The 25,629-nt window shown below is 39.0% G+C and carries 24 protein-coding genes and 2 tRNA genes; 16 read left to right on the forward strand and 10 right to left on the reverse strand.

Going from position 1 to position 25,629, the window contains the following annotated elements; translation table 11 throughout:
* Nucleotides 1-301 precede the first annotated feature (301 nt).
* From NG55_RS06505 to NG55_RS06515, 3 genes are all read right to left on the reverse strand, one after another.
* Entirely contained in the window at nt 302-511 is a 210-nt protein-coding gene (locus NG55_RS06505; RefSeq protein ID WP_004653101.1) for a cold-shock protein, read from the reverse strand.
* 110 nt (nt 512-621) lie between these two features.
* A complete protein-coding gene (locus NG55_RS06510; protein WP_016540430.1) occupies nt 622-855 on the reverse strand; it encodes a hypothetical protein in 234 nt (77 codons plus the stop codon).
* Between the two features lie 189 nt (nt 856-1,044).
* Nucleotides 1,045-1,121 (reverse strand) — tRNA-Met (locus tag NG55_RS06515).
* A gap of 319 nt (nt 1,122-1,440) precedes the next feature.
* On the opposite strand from NG55_RS06515, the gene ruvC reads away from it, so the two are divergent.
* Both ruvC and NG55_RS06525 read left to right on the forward strand, forming a co-directional pair.
* The gene (ruvC, locus tag NG55_RS06520) at nt 1,441-1,986 is read left to right on the forward strand and encodes a crossover junction endodeoxyribonuclease RuvC (RefSeq protein ID WP_005241027.1); all 546 of its coding nucleotides are present in this window, start codon (nt 1,441-1,443) and stop codon (nt 1,984-1,986) included.
* Between the two features lie 36 nt (nt 1,987-2,022).
* Nucleotides 2,023-2,418, forward strand: coding sequence for a hypothetical protein (locus NG55_RS06525; RefSeq protein WP_065342771.1), 396 nt, complete (start codon nt 2,023-2,025; stop codon nt 2,416-2,418).
* 55 nt (nt 2,419-2,473) lie between these two features.
* Here the strand turns inward: NG55_RS06525 and NG55_RS06530 are convergent, their stop codons facing one another.
* Complete coding sequence (locus NG55_RS06530) at nt 2,474-3,961, reverse strand: bifunctional ADP-dependent NAD(P)H-hydrate dehydratase/NAD(P)H-hydrate epimerase (protein WP_065342772.1); 1,488 nt, start codon at nt 3,959-3,961, stop codon at nt 2,474-2,476.
* A gap of 23 nt (nt 3,962-3,984) precedes the next feature.
* On the opposite strand from NG55_RS06530, the gene queG reads away from it, so the two are divergent.
* Entirely contained in the window at nt 3,985-5,109 is a 1,125-nt protein-coding gene (gene queG / locus NG55_RS06535; RefSeq protein ID WP_065343055.1) for a tRNA epoxyqueuosine(34) reductase QueG, read from the forward strand.
* Between the two features lie 91 nt (nt 5,110-5,200).
* Nucleotides 5,201-6,190 (forward strand): biotin synthase BioB, encoded by a 990-nt coding sequence (gene bioB, locus NG55_RS06540; RefSeq protein WP_065342773.1) that lies wholly within the window; start codon nt 5,201-5,203, stop codon nt 6,188-6,190.
* A gap of 43 nt (nt 6,191-6,233) precedes the next feature.
* Here the strand turns inward: bioB and NG55_RS06545 are convergent, their stop codons facing one another.
* Together NG55_RS06545 and NG55_RS06550 are read right to left on the reverse strand one after the other, a co-directional pair.
* Nucleotides 6,234-6,446 carry a hypothetical protein gene (locus NG55_RS06545; protein WP_016540435.1) on the reverse strand — a complete coding sequence of 71 codons (213 nt, stop codon included), beginning with the start codon at nt 6,444-6,446 and terminating at the stop codon, nt 6,234-6,236.
* A gap of 129 nt (nt 6,447-6,575) precedes the next feature.
* Nucleotides 6,576-6,923: a hypothetical protein gene (locus NG55_RS06550; RefSeq protein WP_016540436.1), complete on the reverse strand. Its 348-nt coding sequence runs from the start codon at nt 6,921-6,923 to the stop codon at nt 6,576-6,578.
* A 490-nt stretch (nt 6,924-7,413) separates the two neighbouring features.
* Here NG55_RS06550 and NG55_RS06555 point away from each other — a divergent pair, with 490 nt between their 5' ends.
* The 9 genes from NG55_RS06555 to NG55_RS06595 all read left to right on the forward strand — a co-directional run bounded on the left by NG55_RS06555 (nt 7,414) and on the right by NG55_RS06595 (nt 19,803).
* Entirely contained in the window at nt 7,414-7,947 is a 534-nt protein-coding gene (locus tag NG55_RS06555; protein WP_004653088.1) for a fimbrial protein, read from the forward strand.
* Nucleotides 7,948-8,027: 80 nt separating this feature from the next.
* Entirely contained in the window at nt 8,028-8,762 is a 735-nt protein-coding gene (locus NG55_RS06560; protein ID WP_016540437.1) for a fimbrial biogenesis chaperone, read from the forward strand.
* 63 nt (nt 8,763-8,825) lie between these two features.
* Nucleotides 8,826-11,399, forward strand: coding sequence for a fimbria/pilus outer membrane usher protein (locus NG55_RS06565; protein ID WP_065342774.1), 2,574 nt, complete (start codon nt 8,826-8,828; stop codon nt 11,397-11,399).
* A complete protein-coding gene (locus NG55_RS06570) occupies nt 11,396-12,409 on the forward strand; it encodes a fimbrial protein (protein ID WP_016660347.1) in 1,014 nt (337 codons plus the stop codon). Before NG55_RS06565 ends, NG55_RS06570 begins: the two co-directional genes overlap by 4 nt.
* Before the next feature lie 158 nt (nt 12,410-12,567).
* Entirely contained in the window at nt 12,568-13,467 is a 900-nt protein-coding gene (locus NG55_RS06575) for a DUF4882 family protein (RefSeq protein WP_065342775.1), read from the forward strand.
* Nucleotides 13,468-13,825: 358 nt separating this feature from the next.
* Nucleotides 13,826-14,119, forward strand: a complete 294-nt coding sequence (locus NG55_RS06580; protein WP_065342776.1) for a hypothetical protein — start codon at nt 13,826-13,828, stop codon at nt 14,117-14,119.
* 319 nt (nt 14,120-14,438) lie between these two features.
* Nucleotides 14,439-17,465: a LodA/GoxA family CTQ-dependent oxidase gene (locus NG55_RS06585; RefSeq protein ID WP_065342777.1), complete on the forward strand. Its 3,027-nt coding sequence runs from the start codon at nt 14,439-14,441 to the stop codon at nt 17,463-17,465.
* Between the two features lies 1 nt (nt 17,466).
* Nucleotides 17,467-18,573 carry an FAD-dependent monooxygenase gene (locus NG55_RS06590; RefSeq protein ID WP_065342778.1) on the forward strand — a complete coding sequence of 369 codons (1,107 nt, stop codon included), beginning with the start codon at nt 17,467-17,469 and terminating at the stop codon, nt 18,571-18,573.
* 84 nt (nt 18,574-18,657) lie between these two features.
* The gene (locus tag NG55_RS06595; RefSeq protein ID WP_065342779.1) at nt 18,658-19,803 is read left to right on the forward strand and encodes a catalase family protein; all 1,146 of its coding nucleotides are present in this window, start codon (nt 18,658-18,660) and stop codon (nt 19,801-19,803) included.
* Between the two features lie 28 nt (nt 19,804-19,831).
* Here NG55_RS06595 and NG55_RS06600 read toward each other — a convergent pair whose 3' ends face one another.
* Both NG55_RS06600 and NG55_RS06605 read right to left on the reverse strand, forming a co-directional pair.
* Nucleotides 19,832-20,233 carry a hypothetical protein gene (locus NG55_RS06600; RefSeq protein ID WP_065343056.1) on the reverse strand — a complete coding sequence of 134 codons (402 nt, stop codon included), beginning with the start codon at nt 20,231-20,233 and terminating at the stop codon, nt 19,832-19,834.
* A gap of 284 nt (nt 20,234-20,517) precedes the next feature.
* Nucleotides 20,518-20,594 (reverse strand) — tRNA-Ile (locus NG55_RS06605).
* 279 nt (nt 20,595-20,873) lie between these two features.
* Between NG55_RS06605 and NG55_RS06610 the strand changes: the two genes are divergently transcribed.
* The gene (locus tag NG55_RS06610; RefSeq protein WP_016543291.1) at nt 20,874-21,419 is read left to right on the forward strand and encodes a 1-acyl-sn-glycerol-3-phosphate acyltransferase; all 546 of its coding nucleotides are present in this window, start codon (nt 20,874-20,876) and stop codon (nt 21,417-21,419) included.
* A gap of 142 nt (nt 21,420-21,561) precedes the next feature.
* Nucleotides 21,562-22,311, forward strand: coding sequence for a YebC/PmpR family DNA-binding transcriptional regulator (locus NG55_RS06615; protein WP_004653079.1), 750 nt, complete (start codon nt 21,562-21,564; stop codon nt 22,309-22,311).
* 43 nt (nt 22,312-22,354) lie between these two features.
* Here the strand turns inward: NG55_RS06615 and NG55_RS06620 are convergent, their stop codons facing one another.
* Together NG55_RS06620 and NG55_RS06625 are read right to left on the reverse strand one after the other, a co-directional pair.
* On the reverse strand, nt 22,355-22,825 hold the full coding sequence (locus NG55_RS06620; RefSeq protein WP_004661600.1) for an Lrp/AsnC family transcriptional regulator: 471 nt from the start codon (nt 22,823-22,825) through the stop codon (nt 22,355-22,357).
* 456 nt (nt 22,826-23,281) lie between these two features.
* A complete protein-coding gene (locus NG55_RS06625) occupies nt 23,282-24,052 on the reverse strand; it encodes a glutathione S-transferase family protein (RefSeq protein ID WP_065342780.1) in 771 nt (256 codons plus the stop codon).
* A gap of 359 nt (nt 24,053-24,411) precedes the next feature.
* On the opposite strand from NG55_RS06625, the gene NG55_RS06630 reads away from it, so the two are divergent.
* Nucleotides 24,412-25,623, forward strand: coding sequence for an SfnB family sulfur acquisition oxidoreductase (locus NG55_RS06630; protein WP_023269977.1), 1,212 nt, complete (start codon nt 24,412-24,414; stop codon nt 25,621-25,623).
* Nucleotides 25,624-25,629: the final 6 nt, after the last annotated feature.

Below are 25,629 nucleotides of genomic sequence, written 5' to 3' on the forward strand. Positions count from 1 at the left end.
AGTTTTACTATACACGACTTTACATTTTTCACGCAATCTCTATCTTTTACAGCTGGCTTAAATGATGTTTTTAAGCAGGCATTTCTGCAAAACCGAGTAAAGATTAATATTTTTTTATTTTAATATTCATATAGTTAAAAAACTTCATTTTATTTAACATTCAAAATTCTGCTTTTTATATAAATTTTTAACATATTATTTCATTTCCATATGCTCACAAATATCCATCATTCATGAGCATTTTTTAAGGTACAAAAAAAGCCCACAGAGTGTGAGCTTTTTTTTCACTGGTCTAAAGTAATTAGATAACAGTAATTAGAGTTGCTTGTGGTCCTTTTTTACCTTGACCAAGAACAAACGAAACGCGTTGGCCTTCATTCAATACTTTGAAGCCCTTGCTTTGGATTTCGCTGAAATGAGCAAAAACGTCTTCGCCAGAGTCAGCTTGAATAAAACCAAAACCTTTAGTTTCGTTGAACCACTTAACAGTACCAGTAACTGTATCAGACATACCTTTAAACCTTTTAAACTTTGTTCATTTATGAATTAAACCATAACTTTTACATTATGATTTAATACAATCTATCTGTATTAAATAGATACTACAAGTATGTAAACCATTTATGTCAATCGATAAAGTTGATTAACATCGGTATAGAAACTTTTCCCGTCTAGATTAAAGTCAATTTCCTGACCCGATTCCAACAGTACTTTCTTTCCTACTTCCACCCATTTAAAGCCGTTCAACGTGTTTTGCTGACGCTTTAAAGGGATGATTTGCACACAAATCTCATTGCCATTTATGGCTTTGGCTACACGCCATTCATTAATAATTTTCAACACAAAATCACTCATTCCTGAGCTCAAGTGATCGATTTGGATTTACTATAACGCTAGATTAATTGAGAGAGGATAACTACAATTCTAGAATCTAATAATTTTTAGCTTTCTTTAGGGTTATTTCAGCTAACTTTTTGCTGTCTAATTTCTTAAGTAGACAACAATTCAATAATCACAGAGCTAATATTCAATTAACTTTTAAATTGGTAGCGGGAGCTGGATTTGAACCAACGACCTTCGGGTTATGAGCCCGACGAGCTACCAGACTGCTCCATCCCGCATCAACATTTGATCATCACATCTGATCAATGAGATGCTTTATACGCCCATCTCCCCCACAATGCAAATTTTTTTTAGAAAAATCACATAATTTCCTTCTTAATGCCTAAATTAAGTACAAATCGATCATTTTTACGACTTTTCCTTACTCCTATAGATTGCACTCAGATCATGCTTCAATTTTAATTTTTTTAAGTGTGATTTAATGAATCGTTCAATAAATCAACTATTTTCTTATAATTCAAAATACTACAAAAAAGCTATGCAGCAAAAAGTCCATTATGTAACAATATTGGCAATCTTTTATTTTTATAGTGCTTCATGTCATTAATTATTGGTATTGACCCTGGTTCACGCTTAACAGGTTATGGAATTATCGAAAAAGATGGCAATAAGCTGCGGTTTGTTGATGCAGGAACCATTCGTACTGAAACACAAGGTATGCCTGAACGCTTAAAACGTATTTTTGCAGGTGTTGAGCGAATTGTTAAATTTCATGGACCAACAGAAGCAGCGGTCGAACAAGTCTTCATGGCGCAAAACCCTGACTCTGCTTTAAAGCTTGGTCAAGCACGCGGGGCGGCAATTGCCGCATTAGTCAATCTGGATTTACAGGTTGCAGAATACACTGCTCGCCAAATTAAACAGTCTGTTGTCGGTTACGGCGCTGCAGATAAAGAACAAGTGCAAATGATGGTGATGCGTCTACTCAATTTGACCATTAAGCCACAGGCCGATGCTGCCGATGCGCTTGCTGCTGCAATTTGTCACGCCCATGCTTCTGGTAGTATGAGCAAAATGGCAGTACTTAATGCTTTAGGGGGTATGGCTCGTGGGCGTAGCCGTGCCAGTACGAGACGTCGTTAAATTATGAACAAACCTATAAATAAATAAGAAACCAATATGATTAAAAGTAATCTATTAGATAAAATCATCAAGCCATGTATAGACTTTAAAGAAAAGTTGGAAAGTTTGATTAAAGGGTACGGCTTTGTCCCCATTTCTTATTATGCTGACTCTAAAAAAGAAATTGCCCACAAAATTCTTCCTATATTACGATCATATAGAAAATTAATTATTAAAAAAGACAATATATCTCTACCTACATGGGTTGTAGACTCAAAGTATCCTCAAGATTTCAGTGATGATGAGCTAAATTCCATCTGGTTGGACTATCTAAATAAAATGATTCTTGCTTTTGAGTTGGTCTTGGCAGGAAATCATAGTACAGAGGCTGAAAAACAAATCGAGGAAGGTTTGAGATTATTTACAAGCTATTATCAGCATTTATGGGATTAATCTAAAAGCAATCTAGTTAAAAAACCTAACTCCCCCTCACCACCATCAATAAAAATTATTGATTCACCACATGATAAATCATTCTTCCCATGTCATGGGCTTGTAATCCTCGCATACCCTTCTCAGCCAGCAGATCACCTGCCTGCGCATGTAGGCTGACGATCTCATGCAAAGCAATCTGTTGATGAAATTGAGCTTTTAAACTGGCAATCATGCCTGCCAGTACATCTCCCATTCCACCAGTACCCATGCCCGCATTACCTTGTGTACAGATAAATAATTGCTCTTCTAAAATTAAACTACCTGCGCCTTTTAACACCCACCGTCCAGCATATTTTTGTTGTAACTGATAAATTGCAGCGATACGGTCGTGTTCTATATCCGCAGCAGTACACCCCAAGAGTGTTGCGGCCTCACCTGAATGTGGTGTTGCATAGAGATGCTGGTTTAATTGTTGCGGATGCTTGGCCAGAAACCACAAGCCATCGGCATCAAGTACAACCTCTAAATGAGAGTTTTGCTTGAGTAAATCAAGCCATTGCAAATATATCTGCTCTGCCCATTCATCTCTTCCTAAACCCATCCCAAAACAGACTGCATCCACTTGCAGCAATAGGTGTTGAATGGCTTCCTGATCTAAAGCATTAATGTCTCGCACCATAATATTTGGTGAACGTGCCAAAATGGCCTGATGATGTTTAGCATGACAGATCACACTGACTTTGCCTGCCCCTGCATGAAACGCAGCTTCAGCAGCCATAATGACTGCACCTCCCATATCGGCATGTCCACCTACAACCAATACATGACCATAGCTGCCTTTATGCCCAAAAGCTTGACGCTTGGGTAATGCGATTTTTTCGGGTGACAGATAGGCAAGTGGTTTTAACTCTGGGTCAACAGGAATCAAACTCAGCAAATGTAGTTTTCCCACATATTGCTTAGCTTGACCCGTAAACAAACCTGCTTTATAGCCCAGAATGGTAAAGGTTTGATCGGCTTGTACTGCACACGGCAAAGCTTGTCCTGTGTTGGCCTGTAAGCCACTTGGAATATCGATTGAAACTTTTAAGCCTGTTTGCGTATTATACAGCTGAATAATTTCTTGCCATTTTAGGTCTAGTGTTCGGTTGAGGCCAATGCCAAATAAAGCATCAATATGACAGTCAAAAATGGGAAGTTCTTGATGAACTGCGTTTTCTGACAATAAATAATCAATGCTTTGAATATCGACTTGAAAAGACTGTGCATAATCAGCTGCTTGTTTTAAATCTACTGATTGACCGAGTTCAGATGCAAACACCGCGATGCTAAATCCATGTTGCTTTAGAAATGCAGCAATATAATAGCCATCGCCAGCATTATTGCCTTGTCCGCACCAAACTGCGATCTTTTGAATCTTATTTTGCTGAAATTGTTGCATTAACTGTTGTGTAATTGTCCAAGCCGCTTGCTGCATGAGCCCTAAAGATGAATTTTGCTGAGCAAACCAACGCTGCTCCCATGCTTGGATACTTTGGCTATGGTAAACTACAGCTTGCATGTTTTTCTCCTTATTCTCGTTTTATGGCTTCAAGCACACCATCTCAAACACAGTCACAGAAAATGCCTGATAAAATCAAGTTACTACAACTTGACCCGCAAGCATTAAAAGACTGGATCAAAGCACAGGCTTTAGACTTGGGCTTTGCTGATTGTGTCATTGCCAAACCAGATGCTCAAGATCAAATGCCGCGTTTTAAGGAATATTTAGAACGTGGTTATCATGCAGATATGCACTATTTAGAAGAAAACTTGGAAAAACGCGCTGATCCAACCTTGCTCGTTCCTGGCACAAAAAGCATTATTTGTGTGCGTATGAACTATCTTGTGGCATCACCGAAGCCCCGTTATGTACCATTTGAACCCAACTCGGCCATTATTGCGCGCTATGCACGTGGTCGTGACTATCATAAAGTCATGCGTGGACGCTTAAAGACTTTAGCGACTCGTATTAAAGAAAAAGTGGGCGATTTTGAATCACGCCCTTTTGCTGATTCAGCCCCAATCTTTGAAAAATCCTTGGCTGAAAGTGCGGGTATGGGGTGGACGGGTAAACACACCTTATTGATTCATAAAAAATCAGGTTCTTTTTTCGTTTTAGGTGAACTGTTCACCTCTCTTGATCTGCCCTTTGATCAGCCTGCTAGCGCGCATTGTGGGTCATGTACAGCCTGTATCGACATTTGCCCCACACAGGCAATTGTTGAACCTTATATGTTAGATGCCAGAAAGTGTATTGCATACTTAACCATTGAATATAAAGGCATCATTCCTGAAGAGTTACGTTCAGGTATCGGCAACCGCATCTTTGGCTGTGATGATTGTCAGTTGATTTGCCCTTGGAATAGCTTTGCTAAAAAGGCTTCAATTCCAGACTTTGACCCAAGACATAACCTAGATGACATCAGCTTACTAGAGATTTGGCAATGGGATGAGGCAACATTTCTCGCCAATACCGAAGGCAGTCCAATCCGCCGTACAGGCTACCAATCCTTTAAGCGCAATATTGCAATCGGTCTAGGAAATGCTCCATACTCGCCTGAGATCGTGACGCAATTGCAAGATGCAAAAACACGGCACGACGAGATCGTCAATGTACATATTGATTGGGCAATTCAACAGCAATTGCAGCAAATAAAAGTACACTGAATAGAAAAATGATGTTTTTTGCCCTTTGGCTTTGGCACGATTTCTGTATGATGAATCTCAATGTCTGTAATCAATCATCATGGATATAACAATGACTTTACGTAATGACTGGACTCGTGATGAAATCCAAGCTTTATATGACCAACCTTTTCTAGACTTAGTATTTGAAGCACAAGGCGTTCACCGTCAGCACTTCCAAGCGAATTCGATTCAGGTCAGCACATTACTTTCAATCAAAACAGGTAAATGTCCTGAAGATTGTAAGTATTGTTCACAATCTGCTCGTTACGACTCTAAGTTAGAAGCAGAAAAGCGTATAGCCGTTGATAAAGTTATTCGTGAAGCACTTGCAGCAAAAGAATCTGGTTCATCACGTTTCTGTATGGGCGCTGCTTGGCGTAACCCGCATGAACGTGATATGCCTTATGTATTAGAAATGGTGCGTGAAGTAAAAGCACTCGGTCTAGAAACTTGTATGACTTTAGGGATGTTAAACCAATCTCAAGCTGAACGTTTAAAAGATGCAGGTTTAGACTATTACAACCATAACCTTGATACATCTCGTGAATACTATTCACATATCATCAGCACTCGTACTTTCGATGACCGTCTTGATACTTTAGATCATGTTCGCCAAGCGGGCATGAAAGTATGCAGCGGCGGTATTGTGGGATTAGGTGAAAGTCGTAATGACCGCATCGGCTTATTACATGAACTTGCGACTATGCCTGTGCATCCAGAATCAGTACCGATTAACATGCTGGTTCCAATCGAAGGAACACCTTTGGCAAATGTTGAAAAATTAGATGTGACTGAATGGATTCGCACGATTGCAGTCGCACGTATCATTATGCCTCATAGTTATATTCGTCTTTCAGCTGGTCGCGAGTCTTTAAGTGACTCAGACCAAGCGCTTGCCTTTATGGCGGGTGCAAATTCACTCTTCTCTGGTGAAAAATTACTTACGACGCCAAATGCAGGTGAAGGTAAGGATCAGGTCTTATTTGCCAAATTAGGATTGACTGCAGAAAAACCAAAACCGTCGGTTGCAGAACTCTCTGTCGATGCCATGAGTGCATAAACAAAAAAAGCCTTGTCATCTGACAAGGCTTTTTTAGATATGATTAAATTGATGTCACCAAAATGCCATACTTGGCATTTAAAAACATTCCAACACGGATGATATCAACCCCTGCTGCATGTGTGACTGACAATTCTTGGCTATGTACATCAAAATGAAACGAATCAAAAATGTCTTGATGCTGCATTAACCATAGAATGGTGTCAGTGATACGTTCATCTACCGTATAGGTTTCTGACTTAAAGTCCTTATCCATAGTGCTATGTATATTTTCAACTGATCAGTCCATCATAACGGATCAATGACATTAACGCAGCCTGTTAAAAAAACACTTAATAAAGGACATTACTTACTAAGTGCATAAACTCTGAAAATATTTAAATGCTTAAGCTGCTTGCGGACTAACGATCACTTGACCTGCTTTTAAGCTTGCTACAGCCTTTAGATTAAACTCCAAGGTTAATACATGATTGTCTAAATGTACGTGATAAGACTGAATCAATGACTGCTGGCCCTCATCCGTTTCAAGTACATATTCATCTGCGATATTTAAAATACCTTCTAGATTGGTGGTACTTGAGGCACGATCATGACTGAATAAATCATAGATCGTTTGCAAATTAAAGCTTGTCTGCTGCTCCGTAGGATGGCTTTTTAAATAACTCTCTAGGAATAAAACAAACTTGTGTGCAAAGAAATAATAGTTCGGTTTGTGGGTATAAAGCATGTTCATTGAAAGCTCCTTTACGGTGTTTTTTTCATCTAATCATGACTAAAAAAGTAAGGATTGAACCTTAAAAGATTCTTAAAAGAACGTTGAGCTTTTTGTTAAGATGGCTAATAAACGCTCTAAAAACTTGATTATTCATCTAAATTATTTTTTCTATTTTGTTAAGCAAATCACATAAAAATATAGAATTTGTGCATTTTTGATCAAAAAACAACCAAAAAGCCTATTTTTTATAAAAGGAAAAAACAATCAGTCTTAAGCAATATTAAACAAACCGACTGGTAAAATAAGTTTTATCAAAAATAAAAGTTCCTCATATCAATAACTTATTTATGATCGGAAATTTAGATCAAAAACCATAACAAAAGTGTGATGCAGTTTGCAATTTCAATACCTACTGATATATATTTCGCACATTACTTGTTCAGCGCAAATATTCAACTGAGAAGTAATTTTAATTCAAACTTTTAGCCGATGTGTTCGAGAAATTATTATGAAAAAACTTGCTTTGATCGCTGCTCTTTCAGTTGTAGGTATCGCTAACGCTCAAGCTGCTGACGGAACGATTACAATTAATGGTCTAGTAACAGACAAAACTTGTGACATCGTGACTCCAGCTGGTAAAGACTTTACTGTAACGCTTCCAACTGTTTCTAAACAAACTCTTGCTAATGCAGGTGATGTTGCTGGTCGTACACCATTCCAAATTAACTTAGGTAACTGTTCAGAAGGTAAAGTTGCAACTTACTTCGAACCAGGTGCTACTGTTGATTTCAATACTGGCCGTTTACTTAACCAAAACGCTGGTGGTGCTAAAAACGTTGATGTTCAATTATTAGGTAACAACAACCAAGTAATCCCAGTTCTTGCTGCTGGTAGCAATGGTGCTCAAGCGAACTCTCAATGGGTTGACGTTGTAGAAGGCGGTACTGCTGACCTTAACTACTATGCTGAATACTATGCAACTGGTGCTTCTACTGCTGGTGAAGTAAACACTTCAGTTCAGTACACTATTATTTATCAATAATCTATTGATAAACTATGCGAATTTCTAGGTCACTAGAAATTCGCAGTTGTAAACTTCACGCAATCATAGAGTAAATTTAAATGGCACTGAACGGTTACAATTTTTTGCTTGGTTTAACGATGTCATCGGCATTAATCGCAAGTCAAACACATGCAGAAATTATCTTGCATGGTACTCGCGTTATTTATCCATCTGATGCTCGTGAAGTAACTTTGCAAGTGAGTAACAATGGTTCTAAACCCTCTTTGGTTCAGGCATGGATTGATGAAGGTGATGCTAAAAGCACACCCGACCAGTCTAAAGTTCCATTCATGATTACCCCGCCGATTTCGCGTGTAGATCCAACGAAGAGCCAATCTCTTCGTATTACTGCATTACCCAATGCAGCTCAGTTAGATCAAAAACAAGAAACTGTTTTTTGGCTGAACGTTTTGGATATTCCGCCAAGACCAACAGCAAATAGCAAAGACGCTGCGCCTGATAATTTTTTACAGCTTGCTATCCGTTCACGCATTAAATTTTTCTATCGTCCAGCAAGCATTAAAACTGATGCCAATCTCGCTGGTGAAAAATTGCAATGGGTTAAAAGTGGACAAACGCTTATTGTAAAAAATCCAACGCCGTTTCACGTCACCATGACTGCGGTTTATCAACAAAATGCAGGAAAGCCAGTTGACCTACTGCCTAAAGGTCTAATGCTGTCACCTTTTTCAGAGGACAAAATCCAATTGAAAACAGGTAGTACTGAGAAGTTGAGCTATGTAAGCATCAACGATTACGGTGGTCGTATCGAACACCAGATCAAGCTTCAATAACAAACAACTTTATTTCAAATCAATAAATGATTTTGTACCTATCATTGAATAGGCGAACGGATTATGTCAAAGAAAAATGCAACAGCTAAATTCTTGAAGCGTCGTATATGTTATTACCTTACTTCTGGGGTGATCACAGTGACGATGCCTATGGCTGTTTATGCAGTAGAACAGACAGCAGAACAAGCCCCACCAATGGAAGCAGAATTTGACTCTGTTTTCTTAATCGGTGATGCACAAAAAGTAGATATTTCTCGTTTTAAATATGGCAACCCTGTTTTACCAGGTGAATATAACGTTGACGTTTATATCAATGGGAACTGGTTTGGTAAAAGAAGAATGATGTTCCGTTCGGCGGAACAAAATAAAAATGCCTTCACCTGCTTCACCTCAAGCTCATTACTTGAATACGGCGTAAAACAAGACGTTCTTGTGAACCGTACCGAGTCAAATTCGCCAAATGCATGTTACAAAATCGAAGAGTGGATCGAAAACGCTTATTATGATTTCGATACTTCACGTTTGCGTGTTGATATTTCGATTCCACAAATTGCATTGCAAAAAAATGCACAAGGCTATGTTGACCCAAGTATCTGGGATCGCGGTGTTAATGCTGGATTCTTATCTTATAGCGGTAGTGCTTATAAAACCTTTAACCGCTTAAATGAAAACAAAGAAACCACCAACGCTTTTATGGCGATTACTGCAGGTGCAAACATTGCAGGTTGGCAACTTCGCCATAATGGTCAGTGGCAATGGCAAGATGGCGCGCAAAGCGAACTCGATTCAAACAACAACAAAAAATCGAACTACGAATCGACAAGCACCTATTTACAACGTGCTTTCCCGCAGTATCGTGGGGTCTTGACCTTAGGTGATAGTTTTACCAATGGTGAGTTATTTGACTCATTTGGCTACCGTGGTTTGGATTTTTCTAGCGATGACCGCATGCTACCAAATAGTATGCTGGGTTACGCACCGCGTATTCGTGGTAATGCCAAAACCAACGCTAAAGTTGAGGTTCGCCAACAAGGTCAGTTAATTTATCAAACCACGGTAGCGCCGGGTAGTTTTGAAATTAATGACCTCTATCCTACGGGTTTTGGTGGTGAGCTTGAAGTTTCGATTATTGAATCAAATGGCGAAATTCAAAAACTTGCTGTTCCTTATGCTTCGGTAGTACAAATGCTACGTCCTGGACTGAGCCGTTACTCAGTTACAGCCGGTGAATTCCGTGACCGCGATATTGATCTAACGCCTTGGGTAACACAGGGTAAATATCAACGTGGTCTGAATAACTATTTGACTGGTTATACAGGCTTTCAATTAGCAGAAGACTACAGTGCGCTATTATTAGGTGCGGCAGTTGCAACGCCTATTGGCGCAGTGTCTTTTGATATTACCCAATCCAATACTGATTTTGACAAGCAAGGGTCGCAATCAGGACAAAGTTTCCGTCTCAGTTATAGCAAACTTATTTCGCCGACCAATACCAACTTAACCTTGGCAGCGTATCGCTATTCGACAGAGAATTATTATAAGTTGCGTGATGCCCTGCTCATTCGTGACCTTGAAGATAAAGGTGTAAATACCTTTGCCGTCGGTAAGCAGCGTAGTGAATTCCAAATTACACTAAACCAAGGCTTACCTGAGGGTTGGGGTAATATTTACATGGTTGGTTCTTGGAATGATTACTGGAACCGTAACGAAACCAGTCGTCAATACCAAGTCGGTTATAGTAATAACTATCAAGGTTTAACCTATGGCCTTTCTGCGACTAATCGTCAGATCGAATATGGATCAAACAACCAGACTCGCGATACTGAATATTTGATGACGCTTTCTTTCCCAATTAATTTCAGAAAGAGTTCTGCCAATATTAATGCAACTGCTTCTCAAGACAGTCGTACTGTCGGTATGAGTGGTATGGTCGGTGATCGTTTCAACTATGGTGCATCGGTATCTCATCAAGATAGACAGAATCCAAGCTTCAACGTTAACAGCCGTTATCGTACTAACTTTGCAACTGTGGGCGGCTCTTATAGCGTTGCCGATTCATATCAGCAAGCGATGCTTAGTGTCAGCGGTAGTATTGTTGCACATGATAAAGGCATCTTGTTTGGTCCTGAACAAGGTCAAACCATGGTACTGGTCTATGCGCCAGATGCTGCCGGTGCCAAAGTTAACAATACCGTTGGGCTCAGTGTAAATAAATCTGGTTATGCTGTGATCCCTTATGTAACACCATACCGTTTAAATGACATCACACTTGACCCACAAGAAATGTCGACCAATGTTGAATTGGAAGAAACCAGCCAACGTATTGCTCCTTTTGCTGGCGCGATTGCTAAAGTTGATTTCTCAACCAAGAAAGGCTATGCCATTTACATCAACACCAAAACAGCCGCAGGTGAAAGCTTACCATTTGCAGCACAAGTATTTAATACTAAAGATGAGTCAGTTGGTATTGTTGCGCAAGGCAGTATGGTGTATTTACGTACACAAGAGCCAAAAGGTGATTTGTATGTAAAATGGGGTGAAGAAGCCAATGAACAGTGCCACTTCAGTTATGATGTTACAGCACAAATTTCTAACGATCAGCAAAGCATGATCATGACTGAGGCCGTATGCAAATGAAAAAATTACTTTTAAGCAGTGCTTTAATTGCGGCAGGCTTTGGTGTTAATACAGCAGCTCAAGCAGCTTGTTCAACGAGCTCAGGCTTCACCACTATTGATGTCTCTATGCAAGTTGGGCGTGTCGTGGTTCGACCAAGTGACCCTGTTGGTAAAGTCTTGGTTAAATCTCTTTTTGAGATTCGGCCCAACAAAGACACAACTTATAGTTGTAATCGTAGTGATATGATGGTCGCACGATTATTACAAAACTATGCAATTAGCCCACTTGGCGATAATATCTATTCAACCAACATCCCTGGAATTGGAATTCGTCTATACCGAGAAGCATTTAATGCAACAAATTTCTCTGGATATTACCCTTACACTCGACCAGTACCAAGTACTAGCATTAAGCTTGCCGAAGGCTATTTTGTTGTTGAGATTGTGAAAACAGCAGAAAATACAGGCTCAGGAACATTAGTTCCGGGTGTTTATAGTACCTACTATGCTGGAAACAGAAGCGATCGCCCCTTCTTAACCAGTACCGTTTACGGTAACGCGATTACGATTGCTTCTTCGTCATGTGAATGGAGAGGTGATATTAATAAAGCAGTACAACTTCCAACAGTGATGAAGTCAGGCTTTAAAGGTGTTGGTTCAACTCAGGGCGAACAATCTTTTGAACTCAATATTCTTTGTAATGGTGGCGAAAATCCAACAGGCTATGAAGAAAAAAACCTCATCAGTCTAACCTTTGACTATCAACAAGAAGGTAATAACACTCAAGTCTTAAAGAATCTTGAACCCAATTCGACTAAAGCAAATGGTGTTGGTGTACAGCTTGTATGGAATTACCAAAATAAAAATCAAGTGATTGGTCTAGGTAATAAGTTAGAACTAGGAACTGTGAAATCAAATCAAACAGTTCAATATAATGTTCCACTCACTGCTCGCTATTATCAAACCGCAACCAATGTCACTGCGGGTAAAGTCCGCGCAATGGCAACCGTAACCATTCAATACGATTAAACTTTTTATAAGACCTCTTCCCAAACGAGAGGTCTTTTTTTTATAAAATTCAAAACAGAATATCTCTAAGTAATTATTTTTTAAAATTTATTTATTAAAAAGACGCCTTTCTTAATTTCGATAATAAACCGCAAACAACACACCAGAGGAACAATCAAATGAAAAAACTGAGTATATTTGCACTTAGCCTAGCCTTGCTCGGCTGTGGTGACAATCAGAACAGTTCGCAAAATAATGCCAATACTCAATCAACAACTACCACATCCAGCAACTTTAGCTTACGTAGTTCTAGCCAAGCACAAACATGCCAATATAACTTCGATGCAACACAACAAGACTATGAGGCATGGAACCTACAAAACCCAGGATATATCCCAGCCACACAATTTCCTGAAATCAATGGTCAAAAGTTCGGTTTCATTGTTAGCTCCACGCCTGTCGAAGAAGAAGCTTACATTAATTACGTTGCAACCAGTAAAACTGCATTGGAACCAACAAACGATAATGGTGATTTCCCTCTACCTACAACAGGCACTATTGCATTTGAAATGCAGCTAAAAATTCCAACACCACCACCCACAGGTGACTCGTCATACACCTCTTCATTCTGGATCAGAGGCATCACAGATAACGGCTATGCAATTCAATCAGATTTTGGCTTCCAGTCTGGTACATATGATCCAGACTTTGGGGAAAATCCACCTATTTTATTCAATTCGCTAAGATACCAATTAAGTGACGGGAGTGGGCCAACCACAGTCGGTCACTATCAAAGAAACAAAATTACGAGTAGTACAAATAATTATCAACGTTTAGGTATCTATATCAATCAATCAACAAAACAGATTGGATTTATACTCAATGGCGTTGATCAAGGCTATCAATCTACTTTACCTGAAGCACTTAAAAACCTGAGTTTTAACATTTCTAGTAACATTGCAATATATTCCAATTATCTTGATGGACAAGAACTATCATCTGAGCTGATCACTGACCGAAACGCTCTGCAATTCAGCTACCCTCAAGGCACAACAGACATCTGTGGTAATGTCATTTAACCTGTATTGTATAAAGTCAAAAGCCTAATCACACGATTAGGCTTTCTTATCTAAAAAATAGAAATCGAATAATTTCCAATTGTAATTTTAGACCTAAGTTCCGTATTTGAATTTTAAAATAGAAGATAGCAAGTAGATAATACATACCAAACCAGTCAGTTTTTTAATTTCTCATTAAAATAAAAATATGTGATGCAATTAACAAATTTAAATAAATATATTAATTATCAATTTTAAAATAAAACCCTAAATGCATCACACTTTAAATAACTATTTTAATAATATTTAATTTTAATATTGCCTTAATAATAAAAGTCATGTTAATTAATACTTAATACATTTATAAAAGGCAATAATCATGTATAAAAATATCTATAAATCTGCCCTACTTTTATCATTAATGGCATTTGCTTCGGTCAGTTATGCTGCCAGCACAATCCAGTTGAATGGAAGTATTGTAGAGGATACATGCTCGCAACAGCTTCAAACCAATGAATGTCAGCAATTGAACACGTTACGTCAAAAGGTTGAAACTCAATCGATTTCCTTGAGTGATTTAAGTCCTTCACCCCAAAAGAATATGATGACTGAGATTAGCTTTGAGCAGTTTCCAGATCAAAAGAATGCTGTACTTATTGCAAGTTACTACTAGTTAATAGAATATATGGAAAGATGTGAACTAATTAACATTAAACTAGATTAGTTCACATATTTTATCTAAATTTTGATTCCATCATAATACTAAAAAAACTAAACTGCAGTTTAGTTTTAATTAACATCAATACAACTTATTTAATTTTATCGCCTGAATAAAAAACAACCTATAAGTAAAATTAAAAAAACAGTTTAATAAAAATAGCGCACTTAATTATTTCATACATTCTGGCGAACACATATTGACCAGGGAAAATATTTTCTATAATTTCTTAGTTGATGAAAATAAAAACACTTTAAAATAATAAGGACAAATAATGGATCATTTAAAATCCGATTCGACAAACAATACTGCTTGTGTAGATTGCTCGCTGGACCCAATTGCTTCGCTAAAAGCCATGTTTGTAGATATGGTACAAGCTGGAAGAATCGGCAAAGGCCAATGCCCTGCTATGCGCCCTGTATTTCTGAAACCACATGGGATCGCCGCGGCTGAGTTCATTATTCGCAGTGATTTACCTGAAAAGTTACGTGTTGGATTATTTTCCAATTTAGGTAAACGTTATCCTACTTGGATTCGCTTTTCATCAGATACCACCCCCACAAATACAGATTTTAAATCTACGCTTGGTATTGGGATCAAACTCTTTGATGTAGAGGGGGCAAAAATACTGGGGAATCCTGATGCAAGCACCTTCGATTTCCTCCTGCAGAATTTTGATGCTTTTTTTGTCGATACTGCAAAAGATATGTGTGAATTTACCAAAGCTGGTGTAGTCGACGGTGATTATGATCCTTATCTAAAAGCGCATCCAAAAACTTCTGACTTGCTGGATGCGATGGCAAAACCCGTTGCCAGTGTTTTATCTTCCCCGTATTGGAGTGGTTTACCCTTTCAATTCGGTCAAAATGAATATGTGAAATACAAATTAGAACCAGACTTTTATCTTGATCCGCCCATCCACTCACCAAATGATCCATCTTATTTGGCCAATGATCTCATTTCGAGATTAAAAACCTCAGCAGCTCGTTTTCGTTTTATGGTTCAGCTTAGAACAGACCCTGAGCGGATGCCACTTGATGAAGCGACCGTAGTCTGGCCAGAAGATCTAAGCCCGCCAATTCATGTCGCTGATATTGTGATTCCTATTCAAGATATTGCTGCACGTGGGCAAGCCCAGTATGGTGAAAATTTATCCATGAATATTTGGCGTGTCACTGCAGAACATACTCCCGTAGGTTCAATTGCAGAGGCGCGACGTGTGGTATACGCAGCTTCGGCTGAATTAAGACGTAATGTAAACGGCGTACCTCTAGGAGAGCCTGATACACCCCGCCCTATTATTTCACCTGCTGCATGTATTGATAGCACGATTGTTCGAGCCGCTATTCATCCAGCGATTGGAATTGCACGTGTGGGCAATAGCGAAAATGAGTTTTTTATTGGCCCTGAAGTGGTAGATGCACCTGCGAACCTAACTCAACAACCGAATCATTATCGAGATAAGACAGGTGCGATTAAGCGGCAAGCTGCCCGTTTTCGTATCTATGGTTACAATGCTGCTGGAGAAGTGGTTCGAGAGCTTAATCCAGACAATGCTGATATTATCTGGACCGTTCATGTCGCCAATCGCAAAGCTGAATGGTATCAGTTCCAGTACGCGCTTGATATTCCAGAAGCCGTAAATGCAGTAGATAATGCATTTACGCTGCGTAACGAGAAAGTTAAATCCCCACAACGTCACAAACTTGCCATTGATCCTGGACCACGCAGTATTCGGGGTCGTAATGTTGCAGGTGGTGCAGAATATCGTTTTGATACAGGTACCTTTCAGGCTGCTGCCGAACAGCCTGTTACCGTTCCTTTAGGGGAAATTCAAACCGATGAAAATGGTCGTCTCATCTTTTTGGGTGGACATGGTCAATCCGCATCACCAACCCATGCTGCTGTCTATGATCCAGATCATCCACCTAGTTTTAATAATGCGGATGACTGGTATGATGACACCTCAGATGGTCCAGTGACTGCAACCGTTTCGATTCATGGTCTGGCAATCCCCGTTGAATCCGCTTGGGTGGTGGTCGCTCCGCCGAACTATGCACCAGATGTGGTAAATTGGCGTACCATGTACGATTTGATGTGTGATGTCTATGTCAATTCAGGTTGGATGGTCATGCCTGAAAAGCCATCATTTACCAAAGATATATGGCCACTTTTAAAACGTTTAGGCGGTTTACAATGGGTCAATAAAGGTTTTGCTGCATACTTTGGTAAAGGCTGCCCAATGGATTTTAACAATCCAATATTGCTTGCTAAGCTTTCATATCAACCCAAAGATAAAACAGGAGCAGATCCCTACACCGAATTACGCCGTGCTATCTTCCATAGTTTCAGACCATCAAAGCCAATAGTGGCTGAACCTGTACAGTGGCCACATATCTGGCCTTGGATTTACGGAGATGCGTTTGGTAGTTTTTCAGAAAATGGAACCGGAAATATGCTGACCATGACGGGGCTACAGGAAGGACTGCTCCGTCGTTGGGCTGAAGGCAATTTTGTTGACGACTGGTCTAATGAAAAAATTGAAGCGCCGTCATCTCTAGATCAAGTTCCACTATCTGATCAACCACGCAGCTTAGATCAAGCAGCCTTGCACTATTGTCTGGCTGATACTTTCCATCCAGGCTGTGAGATGACTTGGCCAATGCGTCATGCCAGTATGTACAGTTCACCGTTTAGAATCCGCTTACGTGATGATAATGATCCCGAACCAGACTATGGTGCTACCATGACACCAGTCAAAGTTCAGCAAGTTGATGGTCCCTTATATGCACAGCGAGCAGGCAGTATTACACGTTGGATGGCGATTCCATGGCAAGGCGATACAGCATTCTGTCGTTCTGGCTATGATCCAGATTTTGATCCCTATCTTCCAACATTCTGGGCTGCACGTGTTCCAAACCACGTTTTGACTGAACAAGATTACCAGAAAGTGATCAACACTACGCTTCCTCGAGAAGAACGTATTGCCGCCTTTAATCAAAGACAAAGTTGGTTAAGAGCAATCCAAGATGCCAATACGGCTGAAGTCATGCATCGAATGATTGAACGTTTTAATGAGTTGGGTATTGTTGAAGTTCGTGCAGGCTTACAAGATGACCCTGATATTCCTGAATATCTCTATGTAGAAACTTTAATTGCGGGCCAATTAAAAACTGCGGCGGAACACGCAACCCATTTATTAACAAGTAAGATTGAACCACTAACCAATCTGGAAAAAGCAGGCTGGTCAAGTCATGAACAGTTATTAGCATTCCGCTCTGTACGTGTACAGAAGCGCTAGTATGAATAAATTCACCGTAGATGTATGTGTAGCAGGTCAAGGACCTGCTGGCATCATCATAGCTAGACAGCTTGCATGTGCAGGGTTATCAGTCATGATTATCGATAGCCCGAATCATACAATACATAAATTTGGTGAAACCTTGCCTGGATCGGCAATCCGATTATTAAATAAGCTTGGCCTACAATCCGTCACTGATTCTTTACTAAATACTCAGTCTACTCACCAGAACAACTCATCTCGCGTAGCTGGGAATATGTCTTTTTGGGGCAGTGACTCAGCACTAGTCACGGATGCCTTATATGACCCTTATGGTTGTGGACTCCGTATTGATCGGCAAAAATTCGATGCACTTTTAACCCAGCATGCTGATATCGAAGGTATTCAAAAGATCTATAGTCACATTTTAAATTTAAAAAGAGATCAAAATATCTGGAACATCACTTTAGAAACGGGTGAATCCATCGCTACAAAATGGGTCGTTGATGCAACTGGTCGCAGTGCTAAAATCATTCATCTCTTGGGAATCCAGCGCCACCGCGGTATGCCCTTAGTTGCACTCTATCGTACCTTTATCCCCGAAAAAAACAGTTTACTCAATAAAACCATCATCTCTGCAAATCAGCATGGCTGGTACTATGCAGGTAAGATTTCAGCACAAAATTGGGTGATTGGTTATCATACTACGCCTAAGATAGCCGCGAAATTGCACAATGACCCAGTCCATTGGGACGAAATTATTCGAAAAAATACAACAATAACTGAGCTCTTTACCAATATCACCTTTGGAAAGAATGTGTTTTGCCATGATGCACGCAGTAGTTGGTTAAAACAGAGTTTTGGTGAAGGTTGGATTGCATGTGGTGATGCATTATTGGCCTTTGATCCCATTGCAGGACAAGGTTTATTTAATGCAATTTATACAGCCATGAAAGCTGCCGAAACGATTGTACAATTTGAACAGAATAAACAAATCACCCATCAGTATTCTACTGAAGTCAATCAAATTATTAAAACCTATGAAAGCCGTCGATCTGCGCTATATCAACAAGAGCAGAGATGGTTAAATAGCCCATTTTGGAAAACGCATCGAATGACTTTAGGATAATATCAATTAGATAACTAATCATAGGCCATCATCCCATGCTGACTCTGGTTATTCATTAAATCAGTAAAGTGAAGGAGCAAATAAATGCGAAATCTTAAGTCACGCTTTAATGTATTGCTCCTACTTAGCCCACTCTTACTAAATATGAGTGGCTGTGCTTACGATCAGCAAAAACCAGCAATTCTAGCCACAACAAAGAACATCCCATATCCAGTGATAGACACTGTTTTAGGTGAAAAGCTTCAACCTAATGAAAAACAATTTGCTCAACAAATATCTGAATCTATTGGGCAATCTATCCGCCAACAATACGTATTAGGTCATGCACAAAGAGATGCGCACCCCAAAGCTCATGGCTGCGTCTGGGCAGAATTCCATGTTTCAAAATCATTACCAACAAATTTAGCTCAAGGCATTTTTATACCTGATAAAACATATTCCGCATGGATTCGTTTTTCCAATGCTTCGAGAGATGCCACGCAAGCAGACGATAAGAAAGATGCACGAGGTATGGCGATAAAAATTCTCGGCGTACCTGGGAAAAAGATCATGGAAAACGATGATCAAGCGATGACGCAAGATTTTATTATGATCAACTACCCTGTATTTTTTGTGAATGAAGCTCATCGATATTTATCTTTTATCGAAAATGTAAATAGCGAAAGTACGCTCAAAAAATTACGAATCCCTTTTGCTCTCGGCTTTCAAGGGACTATGAATGCGTTTAAAGCAAGTAACTCAAAAATTGCCAATCCACTACAAGCCCGTTATTGGTCAATGACACCTTATCAATTAGGACTGGGTAACGACCGCCAAGCTGTTAAATACTCAGCAAAGCCTTGCACCCAAAACTTAACAACCCGACCAAACAACCCAACTCATGATTTTTTAAGAGTAGCGCTTCGAAATAGTTTAGCAAAAGATGATGCATGTATGGTGTTTCTGATCCAACCGCGTACATCCAATAAAATGCACATTGAAGACTCGATGACGGAATGGAAAGAGTCTCAAGCCCCTTTTTTTCAAGTTGCAACAATTCATATTCCTCAACAGGTTTTTGATACACCTGAACAAAATGCATTTTGTGAAAATCTTTCATTTACACCTTGGCACTCCTTACCCGCGCATAGACCATTAGGTGCCGTCAATAGATTACGTAAAGTGATTTACGAGAATGTTAGCACCATCCGACATGAAATGAATTCTGCACCCAAAAAAGAGCCCCAATGAATCCTTCTCTCCGTCAATGCGCAGCTATTCATTCAGATATCGTAATCTGCGTTTGTCCATCTATAAAAAATATACATTTTCCTTTAAATTCTTGTGCATTCCCCGCCTCATTTTCAGCACAAAACTCTAAATATAAATAAACGTCTCCAGTATTTTTATTTATGTAGTAATTGCTTCCTATATTCTTATTGAAGCTAATTGTATTGTTCTTTAATACATTTGAGATGATTAACTTTTTACACGACTCGATTAATTTTTCCTTATTAATATTCATCTCTTTATTCTGAACCGAAGAATCGCTATTCAGTGAATTATGCTCATGATTTTGATCAGCATTTTCGGTTAAGTGATGATCAAAATTGTTTATAATATTAGAGTCATTGCTCTTATGACTATCAAAACTCTCACACCCGAATAAACATAACATCATGGTGAAAGCTAAGATATTATTCACTTGAATAATCTATTAAATCAAAAAGTGTAATTTAGCAAATAAAGTCGAAATAAACAAAATAAAAAAGTATCTAAAACGTAATGATTATATGAAATGGGTTTCGTTCTAGATTTAGGGGGGGTGACTTAATAATATTCTTAAACTTTATATTCAACATGCAATACGCTTGATTCTTGATGAATATTTCTTACATCATGCTGACATAAATTTAGATATTAAAAAACCACTTAGGATTAGTACACCTAAGTGGTTGTTTTATATGGTGGGCCCACCGTGACTTGAACACGGGACCAACGGATTATGAGTCCGCTGCTCTAACCAACTGAGCTATAGGCCCTAAACTTGAATCATATTATGTATATGATGAATGCTGCCTGATCTTAGTAAAATTTAACTTAAATTACAAGCAGATGATTTTATCAAATTACTAAAATAATGTTAAAAATCATAAACTGCGCTGATTCTATATGATCTTTACAGCTTGAGTAAAGATCATATTGCACTATTTTGATCATTAATAAGACATCTAAATTTATTTTGATCTGGTATTTTCGGATATGTATTTTCCTGAAAAGTCGTATTACACTGCTGCGACTCAAAGCCTATGATGATAAACATGAAAAAATTTTTAGGAAAATCTATTTTTAAAGCAACAGGTTGGGAATACAAGGTTGATCCAGCCATTTTAGAAAAGAAACAAGTCATTATCGGCTTCGAGCATACCTCCAACTTAGATACCATCCTCTCCCTCGCTTTATTCGAAATTTTAGAGTTAAAAATTCATACCTTAATCAAAAAAGAATTATTTAAAGGACCATTAAAACCGATTTTGGAACGCTTGGGAGGCATCCCTGTTGATCGCAAAGCCAATAAAGATATCGTGACGCAAATGGTTGAACTATTTAACCAAAATGCCAGCTTTAATCTGGTGATTGCGCCTGAAGCAACACGCGCCAAAGATGGTGAAGAACGCAAAGCAATTCGTACGGGTTTTTGGCATATTGCCAAAGCAGCCAATGTGCCAATCATTTTGATGTATGCTAATGCCCGTACCAAACAAGGTGGTATTTTAGGGAAAATTTATCCATCCGATCTACAACAAGATCTGGAAAAAATCAAAGCGCTCTATGCGGAATACGATATCGACGTAAAAATTAGCTAAAGCATTTAGTTTATTTGATCAATCTTTGATGCTTGATCAAGATTTTACAGTTTGAATATGAGTGATGCTAGTTTTCAACAAAACCATCGCTATGCTAATATTCCTGCACTTTTTTTAAGTTTTATTTTTTGGAGTTACTTCCATGGCGGGTCATTCTAAATGGGCCAATATTAAGCATCGTAAAGCTAAACAAGATGCCAGTCGCGGTAAAGTTTTTACTAAATACATCCGTGAAATCGTAACCGCTGCACGTTTAGGCGGGCCAGATGCTGCAAGCAACCCACGTTTACGTGCTGTTGTTGAAAAAGCACTTTCTGTGAATATGACACGTGACACCATCAACCGTGCAATCCAGCGTGGTGCAGGTGGTGAAGACAATGATGATTTAAAAGAAGTTACCTATGAAGGTTATGGCGTGGGTGGCGTTGCGGTTATCGTTGAAACCATGACCGATAACTTAAACCGTACTGTTCCAGATGTTCGCCATTGCTTCTCTAAAACCAATGGTAATTTGGGAACCAATGGTTCGGTGGCTTACCTATTCACCAAGCGTGGTGAAATTTCTTTTGAAGATGTTTCTTTAGAAGACAAAGTCATGGAAGTTGCTTTAGAAGCGGGTGCTGATGATATCGAGATCGACGAAGATAGTATCTTGGTGATTACCAGCCCAGAAAGCTTTGGTGATGTCCAAGATGCACTTACAGCTGCAGGTTTAAAATCTGACAATGCTGAAGTTGTGATGAGCCCATCGACTAAAGCTGAAATCAACGATATCGATCAAGCTAAACAAATCATGAAAATGATTGATATGCTTGAAGATCTTGATGATGTTCAAAACGTTTATACCAACGTTGAATTCTCTGAAGATGTATTAACGCAACTTGATGCTTAATTCATTTAGATCAGTAAAAAATGCATCTTTTTAGATGCATTTTTTATAGCTTATTTAAAAGCTTATAGCAGTTAAAGACATTATATTCTTTGATCACGAAGCTTGAATGTAGTGCAACGACACTGTCAATTTTACCAATACGGCGTAATAGAATTTCACTATAGTCATCCATATTGCGTGCCACTAATTCCAAAATAAAATCGGCACTCTGCCCTGTCACAAGAAAGGCATTGGTGACTTCTGGAATATCTTCGATTTCTTGCAGAAATTTATCAAAGGTTTCGCTATCGTGTTTGCTCAATGAAACCTGTAAAAGAATATGTAAGCTAAAACCCAATTTATTAAAATTAATTTCTCGTTTCAGTTGCCCCATCACTTGCGATTCAATCAAGTTTTTAATGCGACGATGTACTGAACTCACTGAAAGATTAATACGCTCTGAAAGCTCATTCAGATTGACATCCTCATGGGTCAAAATTTCCAGAATTTGTTTATCAAAACGATCTAATTCCATTCTACAGTTCTCACTCTGAATTTATGTTTTTATCGGAACTGCGCACTCAGTAATTTTTAAGGGTCAAGGGAAAACATTCGTTTAACTTTTGACGATGCTGCATGGATAACGCAAACATGATTCCGATAAACTTTTGGTTTATCTCTGTCTCAAAGCCGAAACAAGACCTTTTGAGCAACTGTTCAACTGATCTCCCAATTGTTGAACAACTCGTTTCGATCCCCATCACACCCTGAAACATAAGATAGCAAAGCCTTTTTATAATTATTTCCCTCTTTTCAGTTTTTTTAAAGTAAATTTGGCAATAATTTCTAATATTTTCAGCTTAAAACGAATTTTCTTTTAAAAATTAATTTTATTCACCGATAATTTTTTACTTTATCGGTCATTTTTCTGTTTTCTTTCCCATAAAAAAAGCCCCAATTAAGCAATCAGGGCTTTTCTAAAACAACTTATTTATAAACCACGCCAATCGACTCGTGCATTTCGTTCAGTGGCGTAAATGCGCTGTACATATTGTCCAATCGGCAGATCAGATAAATAATCATAATATTGTTTTAGTTCGCCGTTAAACTGCTCAATATCATCATTTTCCAATTCCCACGGTGTCCCTTTAATCACCAATAAAGGCGCAAGAATTGCACAGACCGCGATATCGGCCAAACCCAGACGATCACCGACCATATAACGTCCTTGATTATCAATCAAACGCTGGTTCAGATCCGTAATCAACTCAGTCATTCTGAGCTTAGACTCGGTCACTTGCTCAGGATTCAACTTATAGTTGGTCGAAACTAAGCTTTTTAAGATCGGCTTAGAAATTTTTTCAAACTGGCGTAAATAACCTTGCTCACCCATCATGATTTCAAGCGGATGGTCACCCACTGACAATGCATGCGCCAATGACCAACGACGCACATGGACACCAAGTTCATCAGCTAACTTGTCAATTTCTAAGGCTTGCTCACGTAACTGTTCATCACGTCTCAATAAAGCATGCTCTGGATAGGTGCTATCCAGATATAAGGCGATTTGCGTTGAATCGGCAATCCAGTGTTTACCATCTTTCAACATTGGCAATAAGTATTGCCCAGATTTTAGATAGGTAAAAGCACGGTGAAAACCAGGAATTAAATTATGTGCCACATAGTCCAATTCCTTATGATCTAGCAACCAGCGAGCTTTTTCACAATAGTGAGACAAAGGAAATTGGTATAAAACCCGCATAGACTCTCCAAATTTATTTTTCTACTCGATCAAACATAAGGTTTTCCCTACTGTAGAAGTAAAAGTGAATCAATACAATGTCCTTTTTGCTCGATCTTCTATAATTTCGGCGAGTTTGCTTTATAAATATTCGTGGTGAGATTATTCCATTACTTCATAGAAAAAGACTTTTCGCATAGGTTAACAAAGAACCAAGAACTCTAAGCTTATGTTTTTTAATTAGTATTTATTATCTACTTTTCTGTTATTTTTCTCATAATAAATGCTTAGAAATTATTGTGATATATAAGGCATAACTGATGGTTTAGTGGAAAAGTAAAACTTTTGTAAAGTATCTCTTATCTATTAGAGGTGCTCACATGTCCAGTAATCAATCAGTGATCCAAGCTCAAACACAACTGATTTCAAATGATCAGCAGGCCATCAATGCTGCCTATCAAGTTGCTGACTTTGCATTAGAAGATCGCAATCATCGTGATCAAAATCGGATTCTGCCGACAGAACAAATCATCCAGTTTAGCCAAAAAGGCCTTGGCGGAATCCGTATACCACAACAATATGGGGGTGCTTTTGTCTCCAATAAGACCTTGGCACATGTGTTTCGTATTTTAACGAAAGCCGATGCCAATGTCGGACAAATTCCACAAAACCAGTTTGGTCTTTTAAATTTTATCAATATCACCGGTTCAGATGTACAAAAACAGTTTGTCTATACTGAAATTTTGGCAGGCAAACGCATTGCCAATGGTGGGCCAGAAAAAAACTCCAAAGATACCAAAGCCATTCAAACCACATTAAGGTTAGAAAATGGTCAATACTTTTTAAACGGGGAAAAATTTTACTCGACTGGCACCAGCTTTGCGGATTGGTTAGCGATTCGAGCCTTACATCCAGATGGTTATACCGTATTGACTCTGGTTGAGCGTCATGCCGAAGGCGTTGAAGTGATTAATGACTGGAATGGCTTTGGTCAACGTACTACAGCCAGTGGAACGGTAAAACTACACAACGTCGTTGTTGATCCTGCACTATTTTTTGATGAGCGCATTATTGCCGACACCCCAAATGTTCGCGGTGCGTATTCTCAACTTTTGCAGGTTGCCATTGATGTTGGCATTGCCGAAGCAGCTTTTGACGACACCTTATCCAGCATTCGTAAAGCACGTCCCATTATTGATGCAGGCGTAGAAAAAGCCAGTGAAGAACATTACACCTTACAAGAAGTTGGCAAACTGAATATCCTGCTCGATGCAGCGATTTTATTGCTGGATGATGCTGCCGAATATCTGGATGAACTTGATCAAATCGCTGAGATTTCTGCCGAGCAAGCCGCGCGCGCTTCTATTTTAGTAGCAGAAGCAAAAATTTATGCCAATGATGCTGCCCTGCATATCTCAGAGAAGCTACTCGAACTTGGTGGCAGCCGTGCCAGCCTGAGCCAACATAATCTTGATCAACACTGGCGCAATGCCCGTGTACATACCTTACATGATCCTGTGCGTTGGAAATTCCATGCCATCGGTGACTATTACCTCAATGGTACGCACCCTGCCCGCCATGCTTGGATTTAAGGAGCA

This window comes from Acinetobacter gyllenbergii (assembly GCF_001682515.1).
Lineage (GTDB): Bacteria > Pseudomonadota > Gammaproteobacteria > Pseudomonadales > Moraxellaceae > Acinetobacter > Acinetobacter gyllenbergii.